Here is a 21,121-nt window from a genome sequence, read left to right as displayed (position 1 = left end):
CCGCCACCCGAGGTACCGCCACCTGAAGTGCCGCCTCCCGAAGTGCCGCCACCCGAAGTACCGCCACCCGAAGTACCGCCACCTGAAGTGCCGCCACCTGAAGTACCACCACCGGAAGTACCGCCACCGGAAGTACCGCCACCGGAAGTACCGCCACCGGAAGTGCCGCCGCCTGAAGTACCACCACCCGAAGTGCCACCCCCGGAAGAACCACCACCCGAACCCCCGCTGCCAGACGCATTGCCTCCGCGGCCCGAGCCACCCGAACCACTCGTGCCGCCGGATGTTCCGCTTGTCGTTCCGCCGACGCCAGCGGGCCCGACGGTACCGTTCCCGTTGTTGCCGCTACCGCTGCCGTTGCCATTTCCGCTACCGGGGCTGCCGCCGCTGCCATTGCTGCCCGGGCCTACGCCATTACCGCCAACACGTCCGCCGGCGAAGACATGCACCGCGCACGCAGCCGGATTGGCTGCGCAAGGCGAAGCGTCGTCGACCAGCGTCATGATGGCGTCCGCGTGGGCAACTGCATCGGCCGCGGCGTCCGGCGTCGCATCCTGTGCGACGGCATATGAGCAGCAGCACGCGAACGCGGCTGCGGCGAACAAGGTTGCGCGATAGCGCCGTCCCGGCGTACGGAACGGTTGTTTCGTCTTGAGCATCATGGCCTCCCCATGCGCGCGATGCCTCGTCGCCGCGCGGCTATCTACCTGTAGTGCAGGGGGCCGGTAAAGGTTCGTAGTCCTGTCGGCAGCCGATCACGTTCGGGCGGGCGCTGGACGCCAGCCGAGAGTGCGAAACGGCATGTGGGCCCGCCGTGCGAATCCCTATCTGCGAGATCCGTGCCACCGGCCGCTTGCGCCCGTCGCGCAAGGCGCACGCAAGCGTGCGACGGCGCATGCAACGTCTTCGGGGGAGTTTTGTTTCCGGAATGAAACGTCTGAGCTAAGTTCAGCGCGCAGGCGCATCGGCCGCGCGCTGCCAGCGGTGGAACAGGATCGACGCGATCCAGCAGACGAGGAACAGGGCGACGATGCCGTAGCCGATCGAGCCGAAGCGTTCGCCGAGCGCATCGAGCGCGTCGCGCACGGGGCCCGTCAGCGACAGCTTGTCGGCCAGCAGGCCGGCTGCCTCGATCCCGCCGATCGCCAGCGCGACGGCCGCCGACACGAACGTGATGCTCGCGTTGTAGAGCAGCTTGCGCTGCGGATCGTCCATCGCCCAGCCGTACGCGTGAATCATCAGCACGTTGTCGGTCGAGTCGATCAGCGTCATGCCGGCGGTGAAAAGCGCGGGAAACAGCATGACCGTATAGACCGGCAACCCCTGGCTCGCCTGCGCGGCGGCAATCGCGAGCAGGCCGATTTCGGTTGCAGTATCGAAACCTAGCCCGAACAGCACGCCGACCGGATACATGTGCCAGCTCTTCGACACGAACCGGAACAACGGACGCAGCAGCCGGGACACGAGCCCGGCAGGACGGTGCACATGCGCGGCATCGTGTGCGTGCCCGTGCGTGCCGCGATAGCGCCGCCACACGTCGCGCAGGATCACCAGGTTCACGCACGCGAGCACGAGCAGGAAGGTGGCCGACACCGCCGTGCCGATCGTGCCGCCGATCTCGCGGAATGCATCGAACCGGTCGCGTAGCGCGAACGCGGTCAGCGCGACGCCGAGCGTCGCGGCGATCACGATCGTCGAATGGCCGAGCGAGAAGAACAGCCCGACGCTCACCGGACGCTGCCCTTCCTGCATCAGCTTGCGCGTCGCAACGTCGATCGCGGCGATGTGATCGGCGTCGACTGCGTGACGCAGCCCGAGCCCATACGCGATCGCCGCGGTGCCGAGCAGCAACGGATGATCGCGCAACACGGCGAGCGCCCACAGCAAGACGGCGGCGTTCGCGGCGATCAGGCCGCCATAGAGGATCAGCAGGCGGCGCAGGGCAGGGGTGGGCGGCATCGGGATCATTCCATCTGACGAATCGCGATCCATTGTGGCACGCGAAAAAAATGCCTGGCGTGCCGATCAAAAAGCCGCGAACGCCGCGCGCGCCGAATGAAAAAAGCCCGTCCGGAACCGGACGGGCCTTGCCTGCAAGCGGCAGCGCGCGAGCGCGCCGCGCTTACTTCACTTTCGCGCTGATCACGCCTTCCGATACGTTGGCCGGCGTTTCCGCGTACTGCTTGAACTCCATCGTGTAGGTCGCGCGGCCCTGCGTCGCCGAACGCAGCGACGTCGAATAGCCGAACATCTCCGCGAGCGGTACTTCGGCGCGTACGAGCTTGCCGCCGCCGCCCGCGATGTCTTCCATCCCCTGCACGATGCCGCGCCGGCTCGACAGGTCGCCCATCACGTTGCCCATGAAGTCTTCGGGCGTTTCCACCTCGACGGCCATCATCGGTTCGAGCAGCACGGGCTTCGCGCGGCGCATCGCTTCCTTGAACGCCATCGAACCGGCCATCCGGAACGCATTTTCGTTCGAGTCGACGTCGTGGTACGAACCGAACGTCAGCGTGACCTTCACGTCGACGACCGGATAGCCCGCCAGCACGCCGCTCTTCAGCGTTTCCTGGATGCCCTTGTCGACCGACGGAATGTATTCGCGCGGAATCACGCCGCCCTTGATCGCGTCGACGAACTCGTAGCCCTTGCCGGGGTTCGGTTCGAGCGTAATCACCGCATGCCCGTACTGGCCGCGGCCGCCCGACTGCTTGACGAACTTGCCTTCGACGTCCTTCGCCGGCGTGCGCACCGTCTCGCGATAAGCGACCTGCGGCTTCCCGACCGTCGCTTCCACGCCGAATTCACGCTTCATCCGGTCGACCAGAATTTCGAGGTGAAGCTCGCCCATCCCCGAAATGATCGTCTGCCCGGATTCTTCGTCGGTCTGCACGCGGAACGACGGATCTTCCTGTGCCAGACGGTTGAGCGCCAGGCCCATCTTTTCCTGGTCGGCCTTCGTCTTCGGCTCGACGGCCTGCGAAATCACCGGCTCCGGGAAAATCATGCGTTCGAGCACGATCGGGTGCGCCGGATCGCACAGCGTGTCGCCGGTGGTCGCTTCCTTCAGGCCGACGGCCGCCGCGATGTCGCCCGCGCGCACTTCCTTGATTTCCTTGCGCTCGTTCGCGTGCATCTGCAGGATCCGGCCGAGCCGCTCCTTCTTGTCCTTCGTTGCGTTCAGCACCGTGTCGCCGGATTCGACCACACCCGAATACACGCGGAAGAAGATCAGCTGGCCGACGAACGGGTCGGTCATGATCTTGAACGCGAGCGACGAGAACGGATCCTCGTCGTTCGGATGACGTTCCGCTTCCTTGTCGTGCAGGTCATGGCCGAGAATCGCGGGCACGTCGGCAGGCGACGGCAGGTAGTCGATCACCGCGTCGAGCATCGCCTGCACGCCCTTGTTCTTGAACGCGCTGCCGCACAGCATCGGCACGATCTCGTTCGCGATCGTGCGCTTGCGCAGCGCGGCCTTGATCTCGTCCTCGGTGAGCGATTCATGGTCGTGCAGGTACTTCTCGAGCAGTTCCTCGCTCGCTTCCGCCGCGGCCTCGACCATCTTCTCGCGCCATTCGTGTGCGAGCTCGGCGAGGTTCGCCGGGATGTCCTCGTACGTGAACTTCACGCCCTGGCTTTCGTCGTCCCACACGATCGCCTTCATCTTCACGAGATCGACGACGCCCTGGAAATGATCTTCCGCACCGATCGGAATCTGGATCGGCACGGCGACACCCTTCAGGCGCTCGCCGATCTGCTTCTGCACGCGGAAGAAATCGGCGCCGATGCGGTCCATCTTGTTGACGAACGCGATGCGCGGCACCTTGTACTTGTTGGCCTGGCGCCAGACGGTTTCGGACTGCGGCTGCACGCCGCCGACCGAGTCGTAGACCATGCACGCGCCGTCGAGCACGCGCATCGAGCGCTCGACTTCGATCGTGAAGTCGACGTGCCCGGGCGTGTCGATGATGTTGATCCGGTGCTCCGGATAGTTACCGGCCATGCCCTTCCAGAAGGCCGTAGTCGCAGCCGACGTGATCGTGATGCCGCGTTCCTGCTCCTGCTCCATCCAGTCCATCGTGGCCGCGCCGTCGTGCACTTCACCGATCTTGTGGCTCACGCCGGTGTAAAACAGGATGCGCTCGGTCGTCGTGGTTTTGCCGGCATCGATGTGAGCGCTGATCCCGATATTGCGATAGCGCTCGATGGGGGTTTTGCGGGGCACGTGAACCTCCTTGGGTTCGGATGTAAGCGGGCTGGCGGTGCCGGCCCGGTCTGGACAAGCGAGACTTAAAGCATAGCGCTTGCGCGTGGCTTTTGCAGATGCGGCCGGCGCCGGCGGAATCAAGCCGGGTGTCACCGCCGGCGGGCGAAAAAAAAGCCGGCGCGCAACGGGCGGCCGGCTTCGGTCGGTACGCGGCGCGACGCCGCGGCGATGGCCGTTACTGGGCCTGCGGCAGGCCTTCGAGCTTCATGCCGGGCTTGATGCCCTTCGCCGCGAACCAGCCCTTGCTCATTTCGAGCGCATAGACGCCGTTGTTGCGCGGGCAGTGGTTGTCGGTCGTCTCGGCCTTCATCTCGTCGATGTCGGTGATCGTGCCGTCCGCGCGAATGAACGCGATCGACAGCGGGATCAGCGTGTTCTTCATCCAGAAGCAGTGCACCGCGTTCTCGTTGAACACGAACAGCATGCCTTCGTTCGGCGCGAGCTGCGAACGGTACATCAGCCCCTGTTCGCGGTCGGGGTCGTTCGCGGCGACGGCCGCGTCGATCACGTACATGCCGGCGCGCAGCTTCACGCGCGGGAATTCGCTCGGCTGCTTGGCGCCGGGCGGCACTTGCGCGCTGGCGGCCTGCATGCCGAACGCCATGACGGCGAGCGCGGCGGGAAACACGGCGGCGCGCGCAAGGCGGCCGAGCGACGAGCGCAGGGAGAATTGCACAGCAAGGCTCCTATCTGGAAAACAAGACCCGCATGGTACGCGATGCGTGCTCACGGGCACAAAAAAGAAAAAGGCAGATCGCCTTGCGGTGATCTGCCTTTCAACGCCGTAAGAACGGCAAGACTGCGTGTTCTTGACTGCGTTATTACAGCAAGCTTACTTAGTTCGAAGCAGCTGCCGGTGCTGCTGCGTCGCTTGCTGCAGCCTTCTTCGATGCCTTGTGGTGCTTCTTAGCTGCGTGGTGCTTCTTAGCAGCGTGCTTAGCCGGTGCCGAAGCAGCTTCAGCAGCAGCCGGAGCAGCTTCCGGAGCCGATGCTTGTGCGAAAGCAGCCGTTGCGAAGAGGCCAGCGACCAGAGCGGCGATCAGTTTGTTCATGTTGTGTTCCTCAGCTTTAGTTAATTAACCAAATGACCCGGCAATAGGAGTCATGTCGTCTAACGGTGCCATCCACCTTTCGGTTGACAGACGCTTCGAGAAATTTCTCATTGCGCTGCGGGCGCCGAATCGTATTCGATAAAAACGTCGCTTTCGTGACGCAAACACGGGTTCGGCTGCCAATGCCGGATAGCTAAGGTTGGCATCTGCGTGGTTTAACGCGCGATCTTCGCAGGCGGTTGACGAAAAAGATGACGAAAAATTCGCCCGTCCCGAATTCGTCATCCGGCGGGCGCGAAACCATCCCACGGCGCGCGCGGCGGCAGCGCGATTGTTTCTCCCGGTGCAATGCCGAGTGCGAATATATCCAGTGCGCCGACGCCGACACGCACCAGGCGCAACGTCGGGAAGCCGACGGCCGCCGTCATCCGGCGCACCTGCCGGTTCTTGCCCTCGGTGATCGCAAGCTCGATCCACGTCGTCGGGATCGCGGCGCGGTAGCGGATCGGCGGATTGCGCGGCCACAGCGTGTCGGGCGGTTCGATGAATTCGGCGCGGCACGGACGCGTCACGTAGTCGCCGAGGTCGACGCCGCGCGCGAGCGCCTTCAGGTCGGTGGGGCCGGGCGCGCCCTCGACCTGTGCCCAGTAGCGCTTGACGAGCTTGTGGCGCGGCTCGGCGATGCGCGCCTGCAGCGCGCCGTCGTCGGTGAGCAGCAGCAGCCCCTCGCTGTCCGCGTCCAGCCGGCCGGCCGCGTAGACGCCGGGCGTTTTTACCCAGTCGCCGAGCGACGGGCGCGTCTCGTGCGCGGAAAACTGGCAAATCGTGCCGAACGGTTTGTTGAGGGCGATCAGGTTCATGGCGGGGCGTCCGCCCGGCGCGCCGCGGGAAGCGGGGGCGGGCGGTCTATGGCAAATGGCGGAATCTTAATGCATAATACGGAACGGCAAGTCCTCTGTCTTATATAAGACATAAGTGGGGTCTTGATACGCAGTGCCGCGCTTCATGCCGAAGTGCCCGGTTGGGGCGCTAGAATAGCGGCTCGCTGTTGCCGTCACGGGGTGGCCATGCCGCGCCCCCGCCGCGCGCGCAGCTTCGACCAGCATCACCTGCTCAGCCACGTCACTGGAGTCGATCATGCCGTATCAGCACATCAAGGTTCCGGAAGGCGGTGACAAGATCACCGTCAACAAGGACTTCTCGCTCAACGTTTCCGATCAGCCGATCATTCCCTATATCGAAGGCGACGGTACGGGCTTCGATATCACGCCGGTCATGATCAAGGTCGTCGACGCGGCGGTCGCGCATGCCTACAAGGGCAAGCGCAAGATCCACTGGATGGAGATTTTCGCGGGCGAGAAGGCGACGAAGGTGTACGGTCCGGACGTGTGGCTCCCGGACGAAACGCTGCAGGTGCTGAAGGAATACGTGGTGTCGATCAAGGGGCCGCTCACGACCCCGGTCGGCGGCGGCATCCGTTCGCTGAACGTCGCGCTGCGCCAGGAACTCGACCTGTACGTGTGCCTGCGCCCGGTCCAGTACTTCAAGGGCGTGCCGTCGCCGGTGCGCGAGCCGCAAAAGATCGACATGGTGATCTTCCGCGAGAACTCGGAAGACATCTACGCGGGCATCGAATGGGCCGCGGGCTCCGAGCAGGCGAAGAAGGTGATCAAGTTCCTGCAGGACGAGATGGGCGTGAAGAAGATCCGCTTCCCGGAAACCTCGGGGATCGGCGTCAAGCCCGTGTCGACCGAAGGCACCGAGCGTCTCGTGCGCAAGGCGATCCAGTACGCGATCGACAACGATCGCAAGTCGGTCACGCTGGTGCACAAGGGCAACATCATGAAGTTCACGGAAGGCCTGTTCCGTGACGCCGGCTACGCGCTTGCACAGAAGGAATTCGGCGGCGAGCTGATCGACGGCGGCCCGTGGATGCGCGTGAAGAACCCGAAGACGGGCAACGAGATCGTGATCAAGGATTCGATCGCCGATGCGTTCCTGCAGCAGATCCTGCTGCGCCCGGCCGAATACGACGTGATCGCCACGCTGAACCTGAACGGCGACTACATCTCCGACGCGCTGGCCGCGCAGGTCGGCGGCATCGGGATCGCGCCGGGCGCGAACCTGTCGGATTCGGTCGCGATGTTCGAAGCGACGCACGGCACCGCACCGAAGTACGCAGGCAAGGATTACGTGAACCCCGGTTCCGAGATCCTGTCGGCGGAAATGATGCTGCGCCACCTCGGCTGGACGGAAGCGGCCGACACGATCATCGCCGCGATGGAGAAGTCGATCCTGCAGAAGCGCGTCACGTACGATTTCGCGCGCTTGATGGAAGGTGCGACGCAGGTGTCGTGCTCGGGCTTCGGTGAAGTGCTGATCGAGAACATGTAAGTCCCCTTCCGGGGTGGGCCGGCGCATGTCCGGCCGCCCCGGCGCCTACTGCCGGCGCCGGAGCGTTTCGTGGATGGCAGGTTTGTTGGCAGGGCGGTCCGGCATGCGGGCCGCGGCGTCGCGATGCGGCCCGGAGCCCTGCAAGGTAGAACATGACGGCCCTCGCAACACCATCGCCCGGCTGAGCCGGCGTGCCCCTTTCGCGACCGACCCGGTCGCTCCCCGCCGGTTACCCGCCGGCGTTCTCAGTCCAAATTTTCACGTAGCAACGCATCGACCATGTCCACTTCGCCCAAGATCATCTACACCCTCACTGACGAAGCGCCCGCGCTCGCGACCTATTCGCTGCTGCCGATCGTCAAGGCCTTCACGCGCTCGTCCGGCGTCGCCGTCGAAACGCGCGACATCTCGCTCGCCGGCCGCATCATCGCGGCATTCGCAGACGTCCTGCAGCCCGAGCAGAAGGGTTCCGACGATCTGGCCGAACTGGGCCAGCTCACGCTGAAGCCGGAAGCGAACATCATCAAGCTGCCGAACATCAGCGCATCGGTGCCGCAGCTGAAGGCCGCGATCGCCGAACTGCAGGCGCAGGGCTTCCAGCTGCCGGCCTATCCGGAAGATCCGTCGACGGACGAAGAGAAGGCGGTCAAGGCCCGCTACGACAAGATCAAGGGCAGCGCGGTGAACCCGGTGCTGCGCGAAGGCAACTCCGACCGCCGCGCGCCGCTGTCGGTCAAGAATTACGCACGCAAGCATCCGCACAAGATGGGCGCGTGGAAGGCCACGTCGAAGGCGCACGTTGCGCACATGAGCGAAGGCGACTTCTACGGCAGCGAGAAGTCGGTGCTGATCGCCGATGCCGGCAGCGTGAAGATCGAACTCACGACGGCCGACGGCGCGAAGAAGGTACTGAAGGAAAAGACGGCCGTGAAGGCCGGTGAAGTGATCGACGCATCGGTGATGAGCCGCAATGCGCTGCGCAGCTTCATCGACGCGCAGATCGCGGATGCGAAGGCCCAGGACGTGCTGTTCTCGGTGCACCTGAAGGCGACCATGATGAAGGTCTCGGACCCGATCCTGTTCGGCCACTTCGTGTCGGTGTTCTACCGCGATGTGCTCGCGAAGCACGCTGACGTGCTGGCGCAGGTCGGCTTCAACCCGAACAACGGGATCGGCGACCTGTACGCACGCCTGAAGGACCTGCCGGCCGATACGCGCGAAGCGATCGAAGCCGACGTCAAGGCGGAATACGCCGTGCGTCCGCGCCTGGCGATGGTCAACTCGGACAAGGGCATCACGAACCTGCACGTGCCGAGCGACGTGATCGTCGACGCATCGATGCCGGCGATGATCCGCGACTCGGGCGGCATGTGGGGCCCGGACGGCCAGCTGTACGACGCGAAGGCCGTGATTCCGGACCGTTGCTACGCAGGTGTCTACCAGGCCGTGATCGAGGACTGCAAGCAGCATGGCGCGTTCGATCCGGTCACGATGGGCAGCGTGCCGAACGTCGGCCTGATGGCGCAGGCGGCTGAAGAATACGGTTCGCACGACAAGACGTTCCAGATCCCGGCAGACGGCGTCGTGCGCGTCACCGACGAAGCGGGCAACGTGCTGCTCGAGCATGCAGTGGAAGCGGGCGACATCTGGCGCATGTGCCAGACGAAGGACGCACCGGTGCAGGACTGGGTCAAGCTCGCGGTCAACCGCGCACGCGCGACCGGCGCACCGGCCGTGTTCTGGCTCGATCCGGCGCGCGCGCACGACGCGCAGATCATCGCGAAGGTCGAGCGTTACCTGAAGGATCACGACACGAACGGCCTCGACATCCGCGTGATGACGCCGGTCGACGCGACGCGTTTCTCGCTCGAGCGCATCCGTGCGGGCAAGGACACGATCTCGGTCACCGGCAACGTCCTGCGCGACTACCTGACCGACCTGTTCCCGATCATGGAACTCGGCACCAGCGCGAAGATGCTGTCGATCGTGCCGCTGATGGCCGGCGGCGGGATGTTCGAAACGGGTGCGGGCGGTTCGGCGCCGAAGCACGTGCAGCAGTTCGTCGAGGAAGGCTTCCTGCGCTGGGATTCGCTCGGCGAATTCCTCGCGCTGGCCGCGTCGCTCGAACACCTTGGCAATGCCTACCAGAACCCGAAGGCGGTCGTGCTCGCGAAGACGCTCGACCAGGCGACCGGCAAGTTCCTGGACGAGAACAAGTCGCCGGCGCGCAAGGTCGGCGGCCTCGACAACCGCGGCAGCCACTTCTACCTGTGCCTGTACTGGGCGCAGGCGCTGGCCGAGCAGACCGAGGACGCAGCGCTGAAGGCGCAGTTCGAAGGTGTGGCGAAGGCGCTGTCCGACAGCGAAGCGCGCATCCTGGAAGAACTGGCGGCCGCGCAGGGCAAGGCGCAGGCGATCGGCGGCTACTACCGTCCGAACGTTGACCTGACGAGCCAGGCCATGCGCCCGAGCGCGACGCTGAACGGCATCGTCGACGCGGTCGCCTGACGCAGGCCGCGCGATCGCGCGGGCCGATGCGTGTGCCAGTGCGGCGGGCATTGCTGCCTGCCGCCGGCTACAAAAGAAAAACGCCCCGGACGCCCGGGGCGTTTTTCGTTGCTGGCTTGCCATTCAGACGTGAACGATTTCCCATTCGGCGATTTCGTGCGGCACTTCGAGCGTTGCCGTGTCCAGTTCGGACAGTTGCTCGCAGTCGCCGCGGGAGATGTGGTCGGCTGCCACTTCGGGGCACGAGAATGCGCCGAGCAGGGCGTTGCCGAACGTCGCTTCCCAGCCGCCGTTACCCGGCAGGATGTAGAACGACCCGAGCGCTGAACCAAAGCGAAATCCCTTCATTTCCGTTCTCCCTTTCTGATCACAAGCGATTCTGTTGTGCCGCCTGCCGGTTCGGCCGGCTGTGGCCCGACTGGCTGCTTGCGCCGGGTTCCGTATCGAACGTCGTGGCGAAGCGTCAGTGCATGGGACAAAGTCTACGTCCGCGACCCGGCCGGATGGTGCATGTAGAACGGCTTCACTAAACAAAAATTCTCTTTTAAAAACAAATAAGTATTGTTTGCGTTTTGTATTGCGGAACGTTTTTTGGCATCGCGAAACGGGAAATTTGTGCCCTGCACCACGAATTTTTACAACGCAGAGACTTGTTCCACATCGTGAAGTATTGGTGGGTTTGTGGATCGGTGAAGCGACCGGCGTCGTGGCGGGGTCGAACGGCAGGCACAGGGCGACCGCGGGGGAGCCGTTCGGCGCAGGGTTGGGTGGCGCTTCGGCCGCGCGCGAAGGGCCGTGCATCATCGATCGACGATGCGGGTCGATGCATGCCGAATCGGGGGGGCGTTGTCGAGCCCTGCGGCGTATCGCCGCCCGGCCGGCCACGGCGCTTCTCGATTTGGGCCTGCGGTTATGATGACGCGGGCATCAGGATTTGCGTCGCGCATCGGCGCTTCAGCCGGCCGGCGCGGGCATCGCGGCGGCCGCGCGACCCAGCATGGATAACGAGGAACGATTGATGATACGGAGAACCTTCCTGTCGCGCGCCATCGGTGTCGCGGCCGCGTCGCTGTTCGCGCGCGCCGCGTGGGCGCAGCATGCGGGTCACGCTGGCATGGCCGGCATGGACGCGATGGACGACATGCCCGGCATGTCGGGCATGTCAGGGATGGCGGGTCATGGGCAGCACGGCAAGTCCGCACCGGCCGCGCTCGCGGCCGCCGACGCGCTGCCGGCCGGCGCGCCGCTTGCGGCGCTGCGCACGCTCGCGAACGAAAGCCGCGAGCCCGGTACGTTCCGGGCCACGCTGGTGGCACAGCCCGTGGCGCGCCCGATGCTGCACGGCGCACGGCCGACCACGTTCTGGCAGTTCGGCGCGGGCACGCAGGGCCCCGTCGTCGGTCCGCTGATCGACGTGCGCGAGGGCGACACGGTCGAGATCAAGTTCGTGAACAAGTTGCCGCAGCCGTCGACGATCCACTGGCACGGCCTGCCCGTGCCGCCTGACCAGGACGGCAATCCTTCCGATCCCGTCGCGCCCGGCGCGTCGCGCGTGTACCGCTTCACGTTGCCGAAGGGGAGTGCCGGTACCTACTGGTACCACCCGCATCCGCACATGATGACGGCCGAGCAAGTCTTCCGCGGGCTCGCCGGCCCGTTCGTCGTGCGCGCCGCGGACGATCCGCTGGCAGGCTGGCCCGAGCGCAACCTGTTCGTGTCGGACCTGAAGCTTGCACGCGACGGCACGATTGCACCGAACGACATGATGGACTGGATGAATGGCCGCGAGGGCCAGTTCGTGCTGGTCAACGGCGCACGCCGGCCGCGGATCGACGTCGCGGGCGACGAGCGCTGGCGCGTGTGGAACGCATGCAGCGCGCGCTACCTGCGCATCGCGTTCGACGACGGCCGCGCGTTCGAGCACGCGGGCACCGACGGCGGGCTGTTCGACGCGCCGCGCCGCGTCACGTCGCTGCTGATTGCGCCGGGCGAACGGGCGGAGCTGCTGGTGCGTGCCGGCGATCGCGCGTCGCGCGCCGTGCTGCAGGCGGCCGAATACGACCGCCGAAAGATGTCGATGTCGCACGATGACGGACACGGCAGCCTGCCGCCCGATCCGGCGCTGGCCCTGGCTGACGTCGCATTCGTGCCCGCCGCTGCCCGCGCGCTGCCGGCGACCCTGCGCGCGGTGCCGCCACTGGGCGAACCGGTCGCGCATAAGGAAGTCGCGTTCGGCGAAGAGATGGACATGGAGGCGATGATGAAAGGCGCGGCGCACGGCCGTCCGGCGGGCATGCGCTTCACGATCAACGGCGACACCTACGCGCCGCATCGCGCGACGCTGACGAGCCGCCGGGGCGACGTCGAGCGCTGGACGATCCGCAACGGCACCGACATGGATCACCCGTTCCACCTGCACGGCACGCAGTTCCAGGTGACCGAGCGCGCGTCGGGCGCTTCGCGCACGAGCGAACCGTTCCGCGCATGGCGCGATACGGTGAACGTGCGCAGCGGTGAAACCGTGACGATTCTCGTCACGCAAGACATGCCGGGTGAGCGCATGTTTCATTGCCACATTCTCGAACACGAGGATCTCGGCATGATGGGCACGCTGAAGGTCGTGTAACGAAGTGGCGATTATGTTTCACGCGCCGGATGAGTATTTGATCTGCGCGCGTGACAAGACAATACGTGTTCAATTATCGGGATTGAACGAAAAGGCCGGCCAATCGATAATCGATTGGCCGGCCTCAAATAAAGAAACCCGGCGCAAACCATGCGCCGGGTTTCTTCGTCTGATATCCGGTGCCTTATGCGGCCTGGATGTTCGACGCTTGCTTGCCCTTCGGTCCTTGAACGACGTCAAAGCTCACCTTCTGGCCTTCCTTCAGCGTCTTGAAGCCATTCATGGTGATAGCCGAGAAGTGCGCAAACAGATCCTCACCGCCCTCGTCGGGAGTGATGAAACCGAAGCCCTTCGCGTCGTTGAACCACTTAACGATACCAGTTGCCATTTTCCTACTTCCCCTGTCACACAGTCGCTGCTACTTACCACGAGCACGCTCGAAAAGCTAAACGACCTGAAAACGCAGCCGTTCCCCCCTCACAAGCTCACCTCGGCCTCTTTCATTTCGCCAACTGGCAAATTGAAAAAAGTGCCAGCTTGATTGTTGGCGCTCTTTATTGGAGTGTCAAGTGGAATTTTTAGACGTTTAGAGGGACGTTGTAAAGAACCCATTTTCAGGGTTTTTCCGGCTTTGCTTAGCAGCACGTGGCCAAGCGCGAGGTCTTGAAAAGCCGCATAATCGGCTCATATACCAGGCTCGAGTGACACGCGTTCGAGTCGTCCCGGCTTGTGGGATACTGGATGCGGACACGACGTTCGGTGCCGTTCCCCCTGACGGTTCGTGTTCCGCGCCACGCGTGAAAGCCGGCACCGCAGCCGGCTTTCGTATGGCACGAAGAAGATCGCGTGTTCCGGGATTCCGGGGAGGGCGCCGGCCGGTCGGTCGGGTAATGGCAGGATTGCGGGCCTGTCCGAGTTGTTTAGAATGGGTGTATGGCGATTATCCCGGACAAGCAGGACAGCACCGTCCTGGAACGCAAGCAGCAGAAGCTCAAGCCGCCTTCGATGTACAAGGTGGTGCTGCTGAACGACGACTTCACGCCGATGGAGTTCGTCGTGATGGTGGTCCAGGAGTATTTCAAGAAGGATCGCGAGACGGCCACGCAGATCATGCTGAAGGTCCATCGCGAAGGGCGAGGGGTTTGTGGGGTCTATACGCGGGACATCGCGTCGACCAAGGTTGAGCAAGTCGTTACCCATGCGCGGCAGGCCGGGCATCCGCTGCAGTGCGTGATGGAGGAAGCATGATTGCCCAGGAATTGGAAGTCAGCCTGCACATGGCGTTCATGGAAGCACGCCAGGCGCGCCATGAGTTCATTACGGTCGAGCATTTGCTGCTGGCCCTGCTGGATAATCCGACGGCAGCCGAGGTGTTGCGCGCGTGCGCGGCAAACATCGAGGACTTGCGTCAGAACCTGCGCAATTTCATCCACGACAACACACCTACCGTCCCGGGCACCGACGATGTCGATACCCAGCCGACGCTGGGTTTCCAGCGCGTGATCCAGCGCGCGATCATGCACGTCCAGTCGACGTCGAACGGCAAGAAGGAAGTGACCGGCGCGAATGTGCTGGTCGCGATCTTCGGCGAGAAGGATTCGCACGCCGTGTACTACCTGCAGCAGCAGGGCGTCACGCGCCTCGATGTCGTGAACTTCATTTCGCACGGCATCGCGAAGACGAACAACGGCGAAGCCGCGAAGTCGGCCGATGCGAATGCGGAAAGCGAAGACGCGAATGCGCAGAAGGAAACGCCGCTCGCGCAATTCACGCAGAACCTGAACCAGATGGCGAAGGACGGCCGCATCGATCCGCTGATCGGTCGCGAGCCCGAGGTCGAGCGCGTGGTCCAGGTGCTGTGCCGTCGCCGCAAGAACAATCCGCTGCTCGTCGGCGAGGCCGGTGTCGGCAAGACCGCGATCGCGGAAGGGCTCGCCTATCGCATTACGCGCGGCGAAGTGCCGGACATCCTCGCGAACGCGCAGGTCTACTCGCTCGACATGGGCGCGCTGCTCGCGGGCACCAAGTATCGCGGCGATTTCGAGCAACGTCTGAAGACGGTGCTGAAGGAGCTGAAGGAGCGTCCGCACGCGATCCTGTTCATCGACGAAATCCATACGCTGATCGGCGCGGGCGCCGCGTCGGGCGGCACGCTCGATGCGTCGAACCTGCTGAAGCCGGCGCTGTCGTCGGGCGTGCTGAAGTGCATCGGCGCGACCACGTTCACCGAATATCGCGGCATCTTCGAGAAGGATGCGGCGCTGTCGCGGCGCTTCCAGAAGGTCGACGTGACGGAGCCGACCGTCGAGCAGACGGTCGCGATCCTGCGTGGGCTGAAGTCGCGCTTCGAGGAGCATCACGGCGTCAAGTATTCGTCGGGTGCGCTGTCGGCCGCGGCCGAACTGTCGGCGCGCTTCATCACCGACCGCCACTTGCCCGACAAGGCGATCGACGTGATCGACGAAGCGGGTGCCGCCCAGCGCATCCTGCCGAAGTCGAAGCAGAAGAAGACGATCGGCAAGAGCGAGATCGAGGAAATCATCTCGAAGATCGCGCGTGTGCCGCCGCAGAGCGTGTCGCAGGACGACCGCAGCAAGCTGCAGACGCTCGATCGCGACTTGAAGAGCGTCGTGTTCGGCCAGGATCCGGCGATCGACGCACTGGCCGCCTCGATCAAGATGGCGCGCGCGGGCCTCGGCAAGATGGACAAGCCGATCGGTGCGTTCCTGTTCTCCGGCCCGACGGGCGTCGGCAAGACCGAAGTGGCGCGCCAGCTCGCGTTCACGCTCGGCATCGAGCTGATCCGCTTCGACATGTCGGAATACATGGAGCGTCACGCGGTGAGCCGCCTGATCGGCGCGCCGCCGGGCTACGTCGGGTTCGACCAGGGTGGCCTGCTGACCGAAGCCGTCACGAAGAAGCCGCACTGCGTGCTGCTGCTCGACGAAATCGAGAAGGCGCATCCGGACATCTTCAACGTGCTGCTGCAGGTGATGGACCACGGCACGCTGACGGACAACAACGGCCGCAAGGCGGATTTCCGCAACGTCATCATCATCATGACGACGAACGCGGGCGCCGAGTCGATGCAGAAGGCGACGATCGGCTTCACGACGCGCCGCGAGACGGGCGACGAGATGACCGACATCAAGCGTCTGTTCACGCCGGAGTTCCGCAACCGCCTGGATTCGATCATCAGCTTCCGCTCGCTCGATGAGGAAATCATCATGCGCGTGGTCGACAAGTTCCTGATCCAGCTCGAGGAACAGCTGCACGAGAAGAAGGTCGACGCGCTCTTCACCGACGCGTTGCGCAAGCATCTCGCGAAGCACGGCTTCGACCCGCTGATGGGCGCGCGGCCGATGCAGCGACTGATCCAGGACACGATCCGGCGCGCGCTGGCCGACGAGCTGCTGTTCGGCAAGCTCGTCAACGGCGGCCACGTGACGGTCGATGTCGACGAAAACGACAAGGTGCAGTTGTCGTTCGACAAGCTGGCGAATCCGCCGCACAAGCCGAACGAAGAGGCGGTCGAAGTCGAATAAGCGATAATTCGTTGTTCATGCGAACGGCGCGGGAAGTTCTCCGCGCCGTTTCGTTTTATCTGGCGCCGGCGGCGCGATGGTGGTGCAGGGGAGTGGCAACGCAGTGACACAACAACAACGGTCGTTCGACGACATCGTCGCGCGCGAACAGGGTTTGCGCCATGCGCTGACGTCTGGGCAGATGGCGATGATCGCGATCGGCGGCGCGATCGGCACGGGGCTGTTCCTCGGCAGCGGGTTCGCGATCGGGCTCGCCGGCCCGAGCGTGCTGGTTTCTTACGCGATCGGCGCGTTGATCGCGCTGCTGCTGATGGGCGCGCTGGCGGAAATGACGGTCGCGCATCCGACGGCCGGCTCGTTCGGCGCGTATGCCGAGCACTATGTCGGCCCGCTGGCGGGCTTCCTGGTGCGCTATGCGTACTGGTTCGCGGTCGTGTTCGCGATCGGCACCGAGATCAGCGCGATCGCCGTGTTCATGAAGTACTGGTTCCCGGCCGTGCCCGGCTGGTACTGGGTGATCGGCTTCTCCGCGCTGCTGATCGCCGTGAATCTCGCGAGCGTCACGCTGTACGGCACAGTCGAATACGCGTTCTCGCTGCTGAAGATTGCGGCGATCGTCGTGTTCATCGTGCTCGGCGCATACCTCGTGTGGTCGGCGCCGGCCGCATCGGGCGTCGGTTTCGCGAACTACACCGCGCACGGCGGCTTCATGCCGAAGGGGCCGTGGGGCACCTGGGTCGCGGTGATCGTCGCGATCTTCAGTTACATGAGCATCGAAGCCGTCGCGATCGCGGCCGGCGAGGCGCGCGATCCGCAGCACGCGGTCACGCGCGCGTTCCGCTCGACCGTGTTCCGGCTCGTGCTGTTCTACCTGCTGACGCTGTCGCTGATGCTCGCGATCGTGCCGTGGACGCAGGCCGGTACCGACGAAAGCCCGTTCGTGAAGGTCATGGCCGCGACCCACGTGCCTTACGCGGCAGGCGTGATCAACTTCGTGTTGCTGATCGCGGCGCTGTCGGCGATGAACAGCCAGCTTTACGTGACGACGCGGATGATGTTCAGCCTGTCGCGCGCACGGCTCGCGCCCGCGGTGTTCGGCCGGCTCGGCACGAACGGCGTGCCGCGCGCGGCGCTGTGGATCTCGACGAGCGGTGTCGCGGTGGCGGCCGTGCTGGTCGCGCTCGCGCCCGACACCGCGTTCACCGTGATGATGGCGATCGCGATGTTCGGTGCACTGTTCACGTGGCTGATGATCTTCGTCACGCACCTGCGCTTCCGTTCGCGGTATCGCGGCCCCGCGCTCGCGTTCCGGATGTGGGGACACCCGTTCGGCAGCCTGCTCGGTGCGGGACTCGTCGCGGCGATCCTGTTCACGACCGCGTTCACGCGGGAATTCCGGATGACGATGGTGGTCGGCGTCGTGTTCGCCGTGCTGCTCACGCTCGCGTACGCGCTGCATTACCGGCACCAGCACGCGCGTTGATGGCCACGGCGCGGCCTGCCCCGCCTACGCCGCTTCCCCGTCGCTAAGGTTCCGTTAAGCCCGCGGCGACTACATTCGATCCTGTCTGCAAGGCAGGCCGGCCCGCGCCGGCCTGCCGCTTTCCTGCAAAAGGGGTTCGAATGAACAAACTTCCCGAAATCACGCTCGCGTTCTGGATCATGAAGATCTGCGCGACGACGCTCGGCGAAACCGGCGGCGACCTGCTGTCGATGACGCTGAATGTCGGCTACGCGGTGAGCTCCATCCTGCTGTTCGGCTTCTTTCTCGTGACGCTGGGCGCGCAGCTCAGGACGACACGCTATCGCCCGGCGATCTACTGGGCCGTGATCGTCGCGACGAGCACGGCCGGCACGACGATGTCCGACTTCATGGACCGCACGCTCGGCCTCGGCTATGCGACCGGCTCGTCGATCCTCGTCGCGATCCTGCTGGCGATCTTCGCCGTGTGGCGCCTCAGCGGCGAATCGCTGTCGGTCGACCTGATCCGCACACGCAAGGTCGAGCTGCTGTACTGGATCGCGATCCTGTTTTCCAACACGCTCGGTACCGCGCTCGGCGACTTCCTCGCGGACAGCTCCGGGCTCGGCTTCGGCGGCGGCGCGTTGCTGATCGGCGGGCTGCTCGCGGTGATCGTGCTGGCGCACTATTTCACGCGGATCTCGGGTGTGCTGCTGTTCTGGGCCGCTTTCGTGCTCACGCGCCCGTTCGGCGCGACGGTCGGCGATCTGCTGACGAAGCCGGTTGCGAAGGGCGGCCTCGCGCTCGGCACGATCGGTTCGTCGGCCGTGCTGCTCGGCGTGCTGGTCGCGATGGTGATCTACGCGATCGTGGCTCAATCGCGGCAGCGCGACCTGACACCCGTGCGGATCGCGCAAGCCGTCGAGGAATGACGGCGCAGGAAAAGAAAAAGGGGCCGCGAGGCCCCTTTTTTGTTGCGCCGTTCAGTGACGGCCGGTGCTGCCGAAGCCGCCGTCGCCACGATCGCTTTCCGCGAAGTCGTCGACGATGTTGAACTGCGCCTGGACGACCGGCACGATCACGAGCTGGGCGAGCCGCTCGAACGGATTCAGCACGAACTCGGTCTGGCCGCGGTTCCACGTCGAGATCATCAACTGGCCCTGGTAGTCGGAATCGATCAGGCCGACGAGGTTGCCGAGCACGATGCCGTGCTTGTGGCCGAGGCCCGAGCGCGGCAGGATCAGCGCCGCGTAGCCGGGGTCAGCGAGGTGGATCGCGAGGCCGGTCGGCACGAGCGTCGTTTCGCCCGGCTGCAGCGTGACCGGTGCATCGAGGCACGCACGCAGGTCGAGGCCCGCGCTGCCGGTGGTTGCATAGGCGGGCAGGTAGTCGCGCATGCGCGCGTCGAGAATCTTCAGGTCGAGTTTCATGCGGTCGTCGGATGGGGCGGGAAGGGCGCGGCAGCAACGCTGCCGCGCGGGAGATCAGATCAGGCGGTTGTCGGGCAGGCGCTTCGCGATTTCCGCGACGAGCGTGTGCGCGAGTTCGTCCTTCGGCGCACGCGGCAGGCGCGTGAGGCCGGCGGCTTCGAACAGCACGACTTCGTTGTCGTCGCGGCCGAACGTCAGCGGGCCGAGGTTGCCGACGAGCAACGGTACGTTCTTGCGCTTGCGCTTCTCGTCGCCGTGCACGTCGAGGTCGCCGCTTTCGGCCGCGAACCCGACGCAGAACGGCGGATCGGGCAGCGCCGCGACCGACGCGAGGATGTCGGGATTCTCGACGAACGCGAGCGCGGGCACCTTGTGGTCGGCCGTCTTCTTCATCTTGTGCTCGGCCGGCTGGGCGGCGCGCCAGTCGGCGACCGCAGCGACCGCAATGAAGATATCGGCATCGGCGACAGCATGCATGACCGCGTCGTACATCTGCTGGGCCGTCTGCACGTCCTGCCGGTAGACGCCCCACGGCGTGTCGAGCGCCACCGGCCCCGCGACGAGATGCACGTCGGCGCCGGCTTGCTGTGCGGCACGCGCGAGCGCGAAGCCCATCTTGCCGCTCGAGCGGTTCGTGAGGCCGCGCACCGGGTCGAGCGGTTCGAACGTCGGCCCGGCCGTGATCAGCACGCGCCGGTGCGCGAGCACCTTCGGCGCGAAGTGCGCGACGATCGCTTCGTAGATCGCCTCGGGTTCGAGCATGCGGCCGTCGCCGACTTCGCCGCAGGCCTGCGCGCCCGAATCCGGGCCGAGCACCGACACGCCGTCCGCGCGCAGTTGCGCTGCGTTGCGCTGCGTGGCCGGGTTCTGCCACATCTGGCGGTTCATGGCGGGAACGACGAGCAGCGGGCAATCGCGCGCGACGCACAGCGTCGACAGCAGGTCGTCCGCGAATCCGTGCGCGAGCTTCGCGAGGAAGTCCGTCGACGCAGGCGCGATCACGATTGCATCGGCTTCGCGCGACAGGTCGATGTGTGCCATGTTGTTGTCGACGCGCGCGTCCCACTGGCTCGTGTAGACGGGCCGGCCCGACAGCGCCTGCATCGTGACGGGCGTGATGAACTGGGTAGCGGCTTCGGTCATCGCGACCTGTACGGTCGCGCCGGCCTTCGTGAGCAGCCGGGTGAGCTCGGCGATCTTGTAGCAGGCGATGCCGCCCGTCAGGCCGAGAACGAGGTGTTTTCCTGCGAGTTCTGCGTGTGCCAACTCAGGCCTCCAAGGGTCAAACGGAACGGCCGGCGCGAAGCCGGCCGTCGACGCCGAGTATGCGCGCTTAGCGCGAGCCGCGCACGCGACGCAGTTCGTCGTAGATCAGCAGCACCGCGCCGACCGTGATCGCGGAATCGGCGAGGTTGAACGCCGGGAAGTGCCAGGCGCCGAGATGGAAATCGAGGAAGTCGATCACGTGGCCGTAGACGAGCCGGTCGATCACGTTGCCGAGTGCGCCGCCGAGGATCATGGCGAGCGACAGGCTGAACAGCCGCTGCTGGCCGTGACGCTTCAGCAGGAAGCAGATCACGAGCGTCGCGGCGATGCCGAGCGCGGTGAACGCCCAGCGCTGCCAGCCGCCTGCGGTCGACAGGAAGCCGAACGCGGCGCCGCGGTTGTACACCAGCACGAGGTTGAAGAACGACGTCAGCTCGTGCTGCGCGCCATACACGAACGTTTTCAGGATCGCGATCTTCGACAGCTGGTCGAACAGGATCACGATCAGCGAAATGCCGAGCCAGGGCGCAAGCGCGCCGCTGGCCGGTTTCGACAGGGTTTTCGCCAT

17 protein-coding genes are annotated in these 21,121 nt (G+C 65.0%); 7 read left to right on the top strand and 10 right to left on the bottom strand.

The window, feature by feature from the left end:
* Positions 1-948: 948 nt before the first annotated feature.
* From BCEP18194_RS19490 to BCEP18194_RS19475, 5 genes are all read right to left on the bottom strand, one after another.
* The gene (locus BCEP18194_RS19490; protein ID WP_041493121.1) at positions 949-1,959 is read right to left on the bottom strand and encodes a HoxN/HupN/NixA family nickel/cobalt transporter; all 1,011 of its coding nucleotides are present in this window, start codon (positions 1,957-1,959) and stop codon (positions 949-951) included.
* A 163-nt stretch (positions 1,960-2,122) separates the two neighbouring features.
* Positions 2,123-4,228, bottom strand: coding sequence for an elongation factor G (gene fusA / locus BCEP18194_RS19485; RefSeq protein ID WP_011352972.1), 2,106 nt, complete (start codon positions 4,226-4,228; stop codon positions 2,123-2,125).
* A 217-nt stretch (positions 4,229-4,445) separates the two neighbouring features.
* Positions 4,446-4,946: a DUF192 domain-containing protein gene (locus tag BCEP18194_RS19480; RefSeq protein ID WP_011352971.1), complete on the bottom strand. Its 501-nt coding sequence runs from the start codon at positions 4,944-4,946 to the stop codon at positions 4,446-4,448.
* Between the two features lie 160 nt (positions 4,947-5,106).
* Entirely contained in the window at positions 5,107-5,322 is a 216-nt protein-coding gene (locus BCEP18194_RS39925; protein WP_011352970.1) for a hypothetical protein, read from the bottom strand.
* A 281-nt stretch (positions 5,323-5,603) separates the two neighbouring features.
* Entirely contained in the window at positions 5,604-6,182 is a 579-nt protein-coding gene (locus tag BCEP18194_RS19475) for a pseudouridine synthase (RefSeq protein WP_011352969.1), read from the bottom strand.
* 277 nt (positions 6,183-6,459) lie between these two features.
* Here BCEP18194_RS19475 and icd point away from each other — a divergent pair, with 277 nt between their 5' ends.
* The gene (gene icd, locus BCEP18194_RS19465) at positions 6,460-7,716 is read left to right on the top strand and encodes an NADP-dependent isocitrate dehydrogenase (protein ID WP_006478026.1); all 1,257 of its coding nucleotides are present in this window, start codon (positions 6,460-6,462) and stop codon (positions 7,714-7,716) included.
* Between the two features lie 279 nt (positions 7,717-7,995).
* Positions 7,996-10,224 carry an NADP-dependent isocitrate dehydrogenase gene (locus BCEP18194_RS19460; protein WP_011352968.1) on the top strand — a complete coding sequence of 743 codons (2,229 nt, stop codon included), beginning with the start codon at positions 7,996-7,998 and terminating at the stop codon, positions 10,222-10,224.
* Positions 10,225-10,347: 123 nt separating this feature from the next.
* Here the strand turns inward: BCEP18194_RS19460 and BCEP18194_RS19455 are convergent, their stop codons facing one another.
* Positions 10,348-10,572 carry a hypothetical protein gene (locus BCEP18194_RS19455; protein WP_006490888.1) on the bottom strand — a complete coding sequence of 75 codons (225 nt, stop codon included), beginning with the start codon at positions 10,570-10,572 and terminating at the stop codon, positions 10,348-10,350.
* Between the two features lie 670 nt (positions 10,573-11,242).
* Here BCEP18194_RS19455 and BCEP18194_RS19450 point away from each other — a divergent pair.
* A complete protein-coding gene (locus tag BCEP18194_RS19450) occupies positions 11,243-12,850 on the top strand; it encodes a multicopper oxidase family protein (protein ID WP_011352967.1) in 1,608 nt (535 codons plus the stop codon).
* A 184-nt stretch (positions 12,851-13,034) separates the two neighbouring features.
* Here BCEP18194_RS19450 and BCEP18194_RS19445 read toward each other — a convergent pair whose 3' ends face one another.
* A complete protein-coding gene (locus tag BCEP18194_RS19445; RefSeq protein WP_006478030.1) occupies positions 13,035-13,238 on the bottom strand; it encodes a cold-shock protein in 204 nt (67 codons plus the stop codon).
* A 545-nt stretch (positions 13,239-13,783) separates the two neighbouring features.
* Here BCEP18194_RS19445 and clpS point away from each other — a divergent pair.
* The 4 genes from clpS (at position 13,784) to BCEP18194_RS19425 (ending at position 18,789) form a co-directional block, all read left to right on the top strand.
* The gene (clpS, locus tag BCEP18194_RS19440) at positions 13,784-14,098 is read left to right on the top strand and encodes an ATP-dependent Clp protease adapter ClpS (protein WP_006398529.1); all 315 of its coding nucleotides are present in this window, start codon (positions 13,784-13,786) and stop codon (positions 14,096-14,098) included.
* Positions 14,095-16,395, top strand: a complete 2,301-nt coding sequence (gene clpA / locus BCEP18194_RS19435; RefSeq protein WP_011352966.1) for an ATP-dependent Clp protease ATP-binding subunit ClpA — start codon at positions 14,095-14,097, stop codon at positions 16,393-16,395. Before clpS ends, clpA begins: the two co-directional genes overlap by 4 nt.
* A 103-nt stretch (positions 16,396-16,498) precedes the next feature.
* The gene (locus BCEP18194_RS19430; RefSeq protein WP_041493120.1) at positions 16,499-17,878 is read left to right on the top strand and encodes an amino acid permease; all 1,380 of its coding nucleotides are present in this window, start codon (positions 16,499-16,501) and stop codon (positions 17,876-17,878) included.
* Positions 17,879-18,018: 140 nt separating this feature from the next.
* Complete coding sequence (locus BCEP18194_RS19425; protein ID WP_011352964.1) at positions 18,019-18,789, top strand: COG4705 family protein; 771 nt, start codon at positions 18,019-18,021, stop codon at positions 18,787-18,789.
* Positions 18,790-18,840: 51 nt separating this feature from the next.
* On the opposite strand, the gene dut is transcribed toward BCEP18194_RS19425, so the two are convergent.
* From dut to lspA, 3 genes are all read right to left on the bottom strand, one after another.
* On the bottom strand, positions 18,841-19,287 hold the full coding sequence (gene dut / locus BCEP18194_RS19420; RefSeq protein WP_011352963.1) for a dUTP diphosphatase: 447 nt from the start codon (positions 19,285-19,287) through the stop codon (positions 18,841-18,843).
* 54 nt (positions 19,288-19,341) lie between these two features.
* Positions 19,342-20,553, bottom strand: a complete 1,212-nt coding sequence (gene coaBC / locus BCEP18194_RS19415) for a bifunctional phosphopantothenoylcysteine decarboxylase/phosphopantothenate--cysteine ligase CoaBC (protein ID WP_011352962.1) — start codon at positions 20,551-20,553, stop codon at positions 19,342-19,344.
* 67 nt (positions 20,554-20,620) lie between these two features.
* Positions 20,621-21,121 carry a signal peptidase II gene (gene lspA, locus BCEP18194_RS19410; RefSeq protein WP_011352961.1) on the bottom strand — a complete coding sequence of 167 codons (501 nt, stop codon included), beginning with the start codon at positions 21,119-21,121 and terminating at the stop codon, positions 20,621-20,623.

This window comes from Burkholderia lata (assembly GCF_000012945.1).
Taxonomy (GTDB): domain Bacteria; phylum Pseudomonadota; class Gammaproteobacteria; order Burkholderiales; family Burkholderiaceae; genus Burkholderia; species Burkholderia lata.
This window is presented reverse-complemented; position numbering and strand designations above follow the sequence as displayed.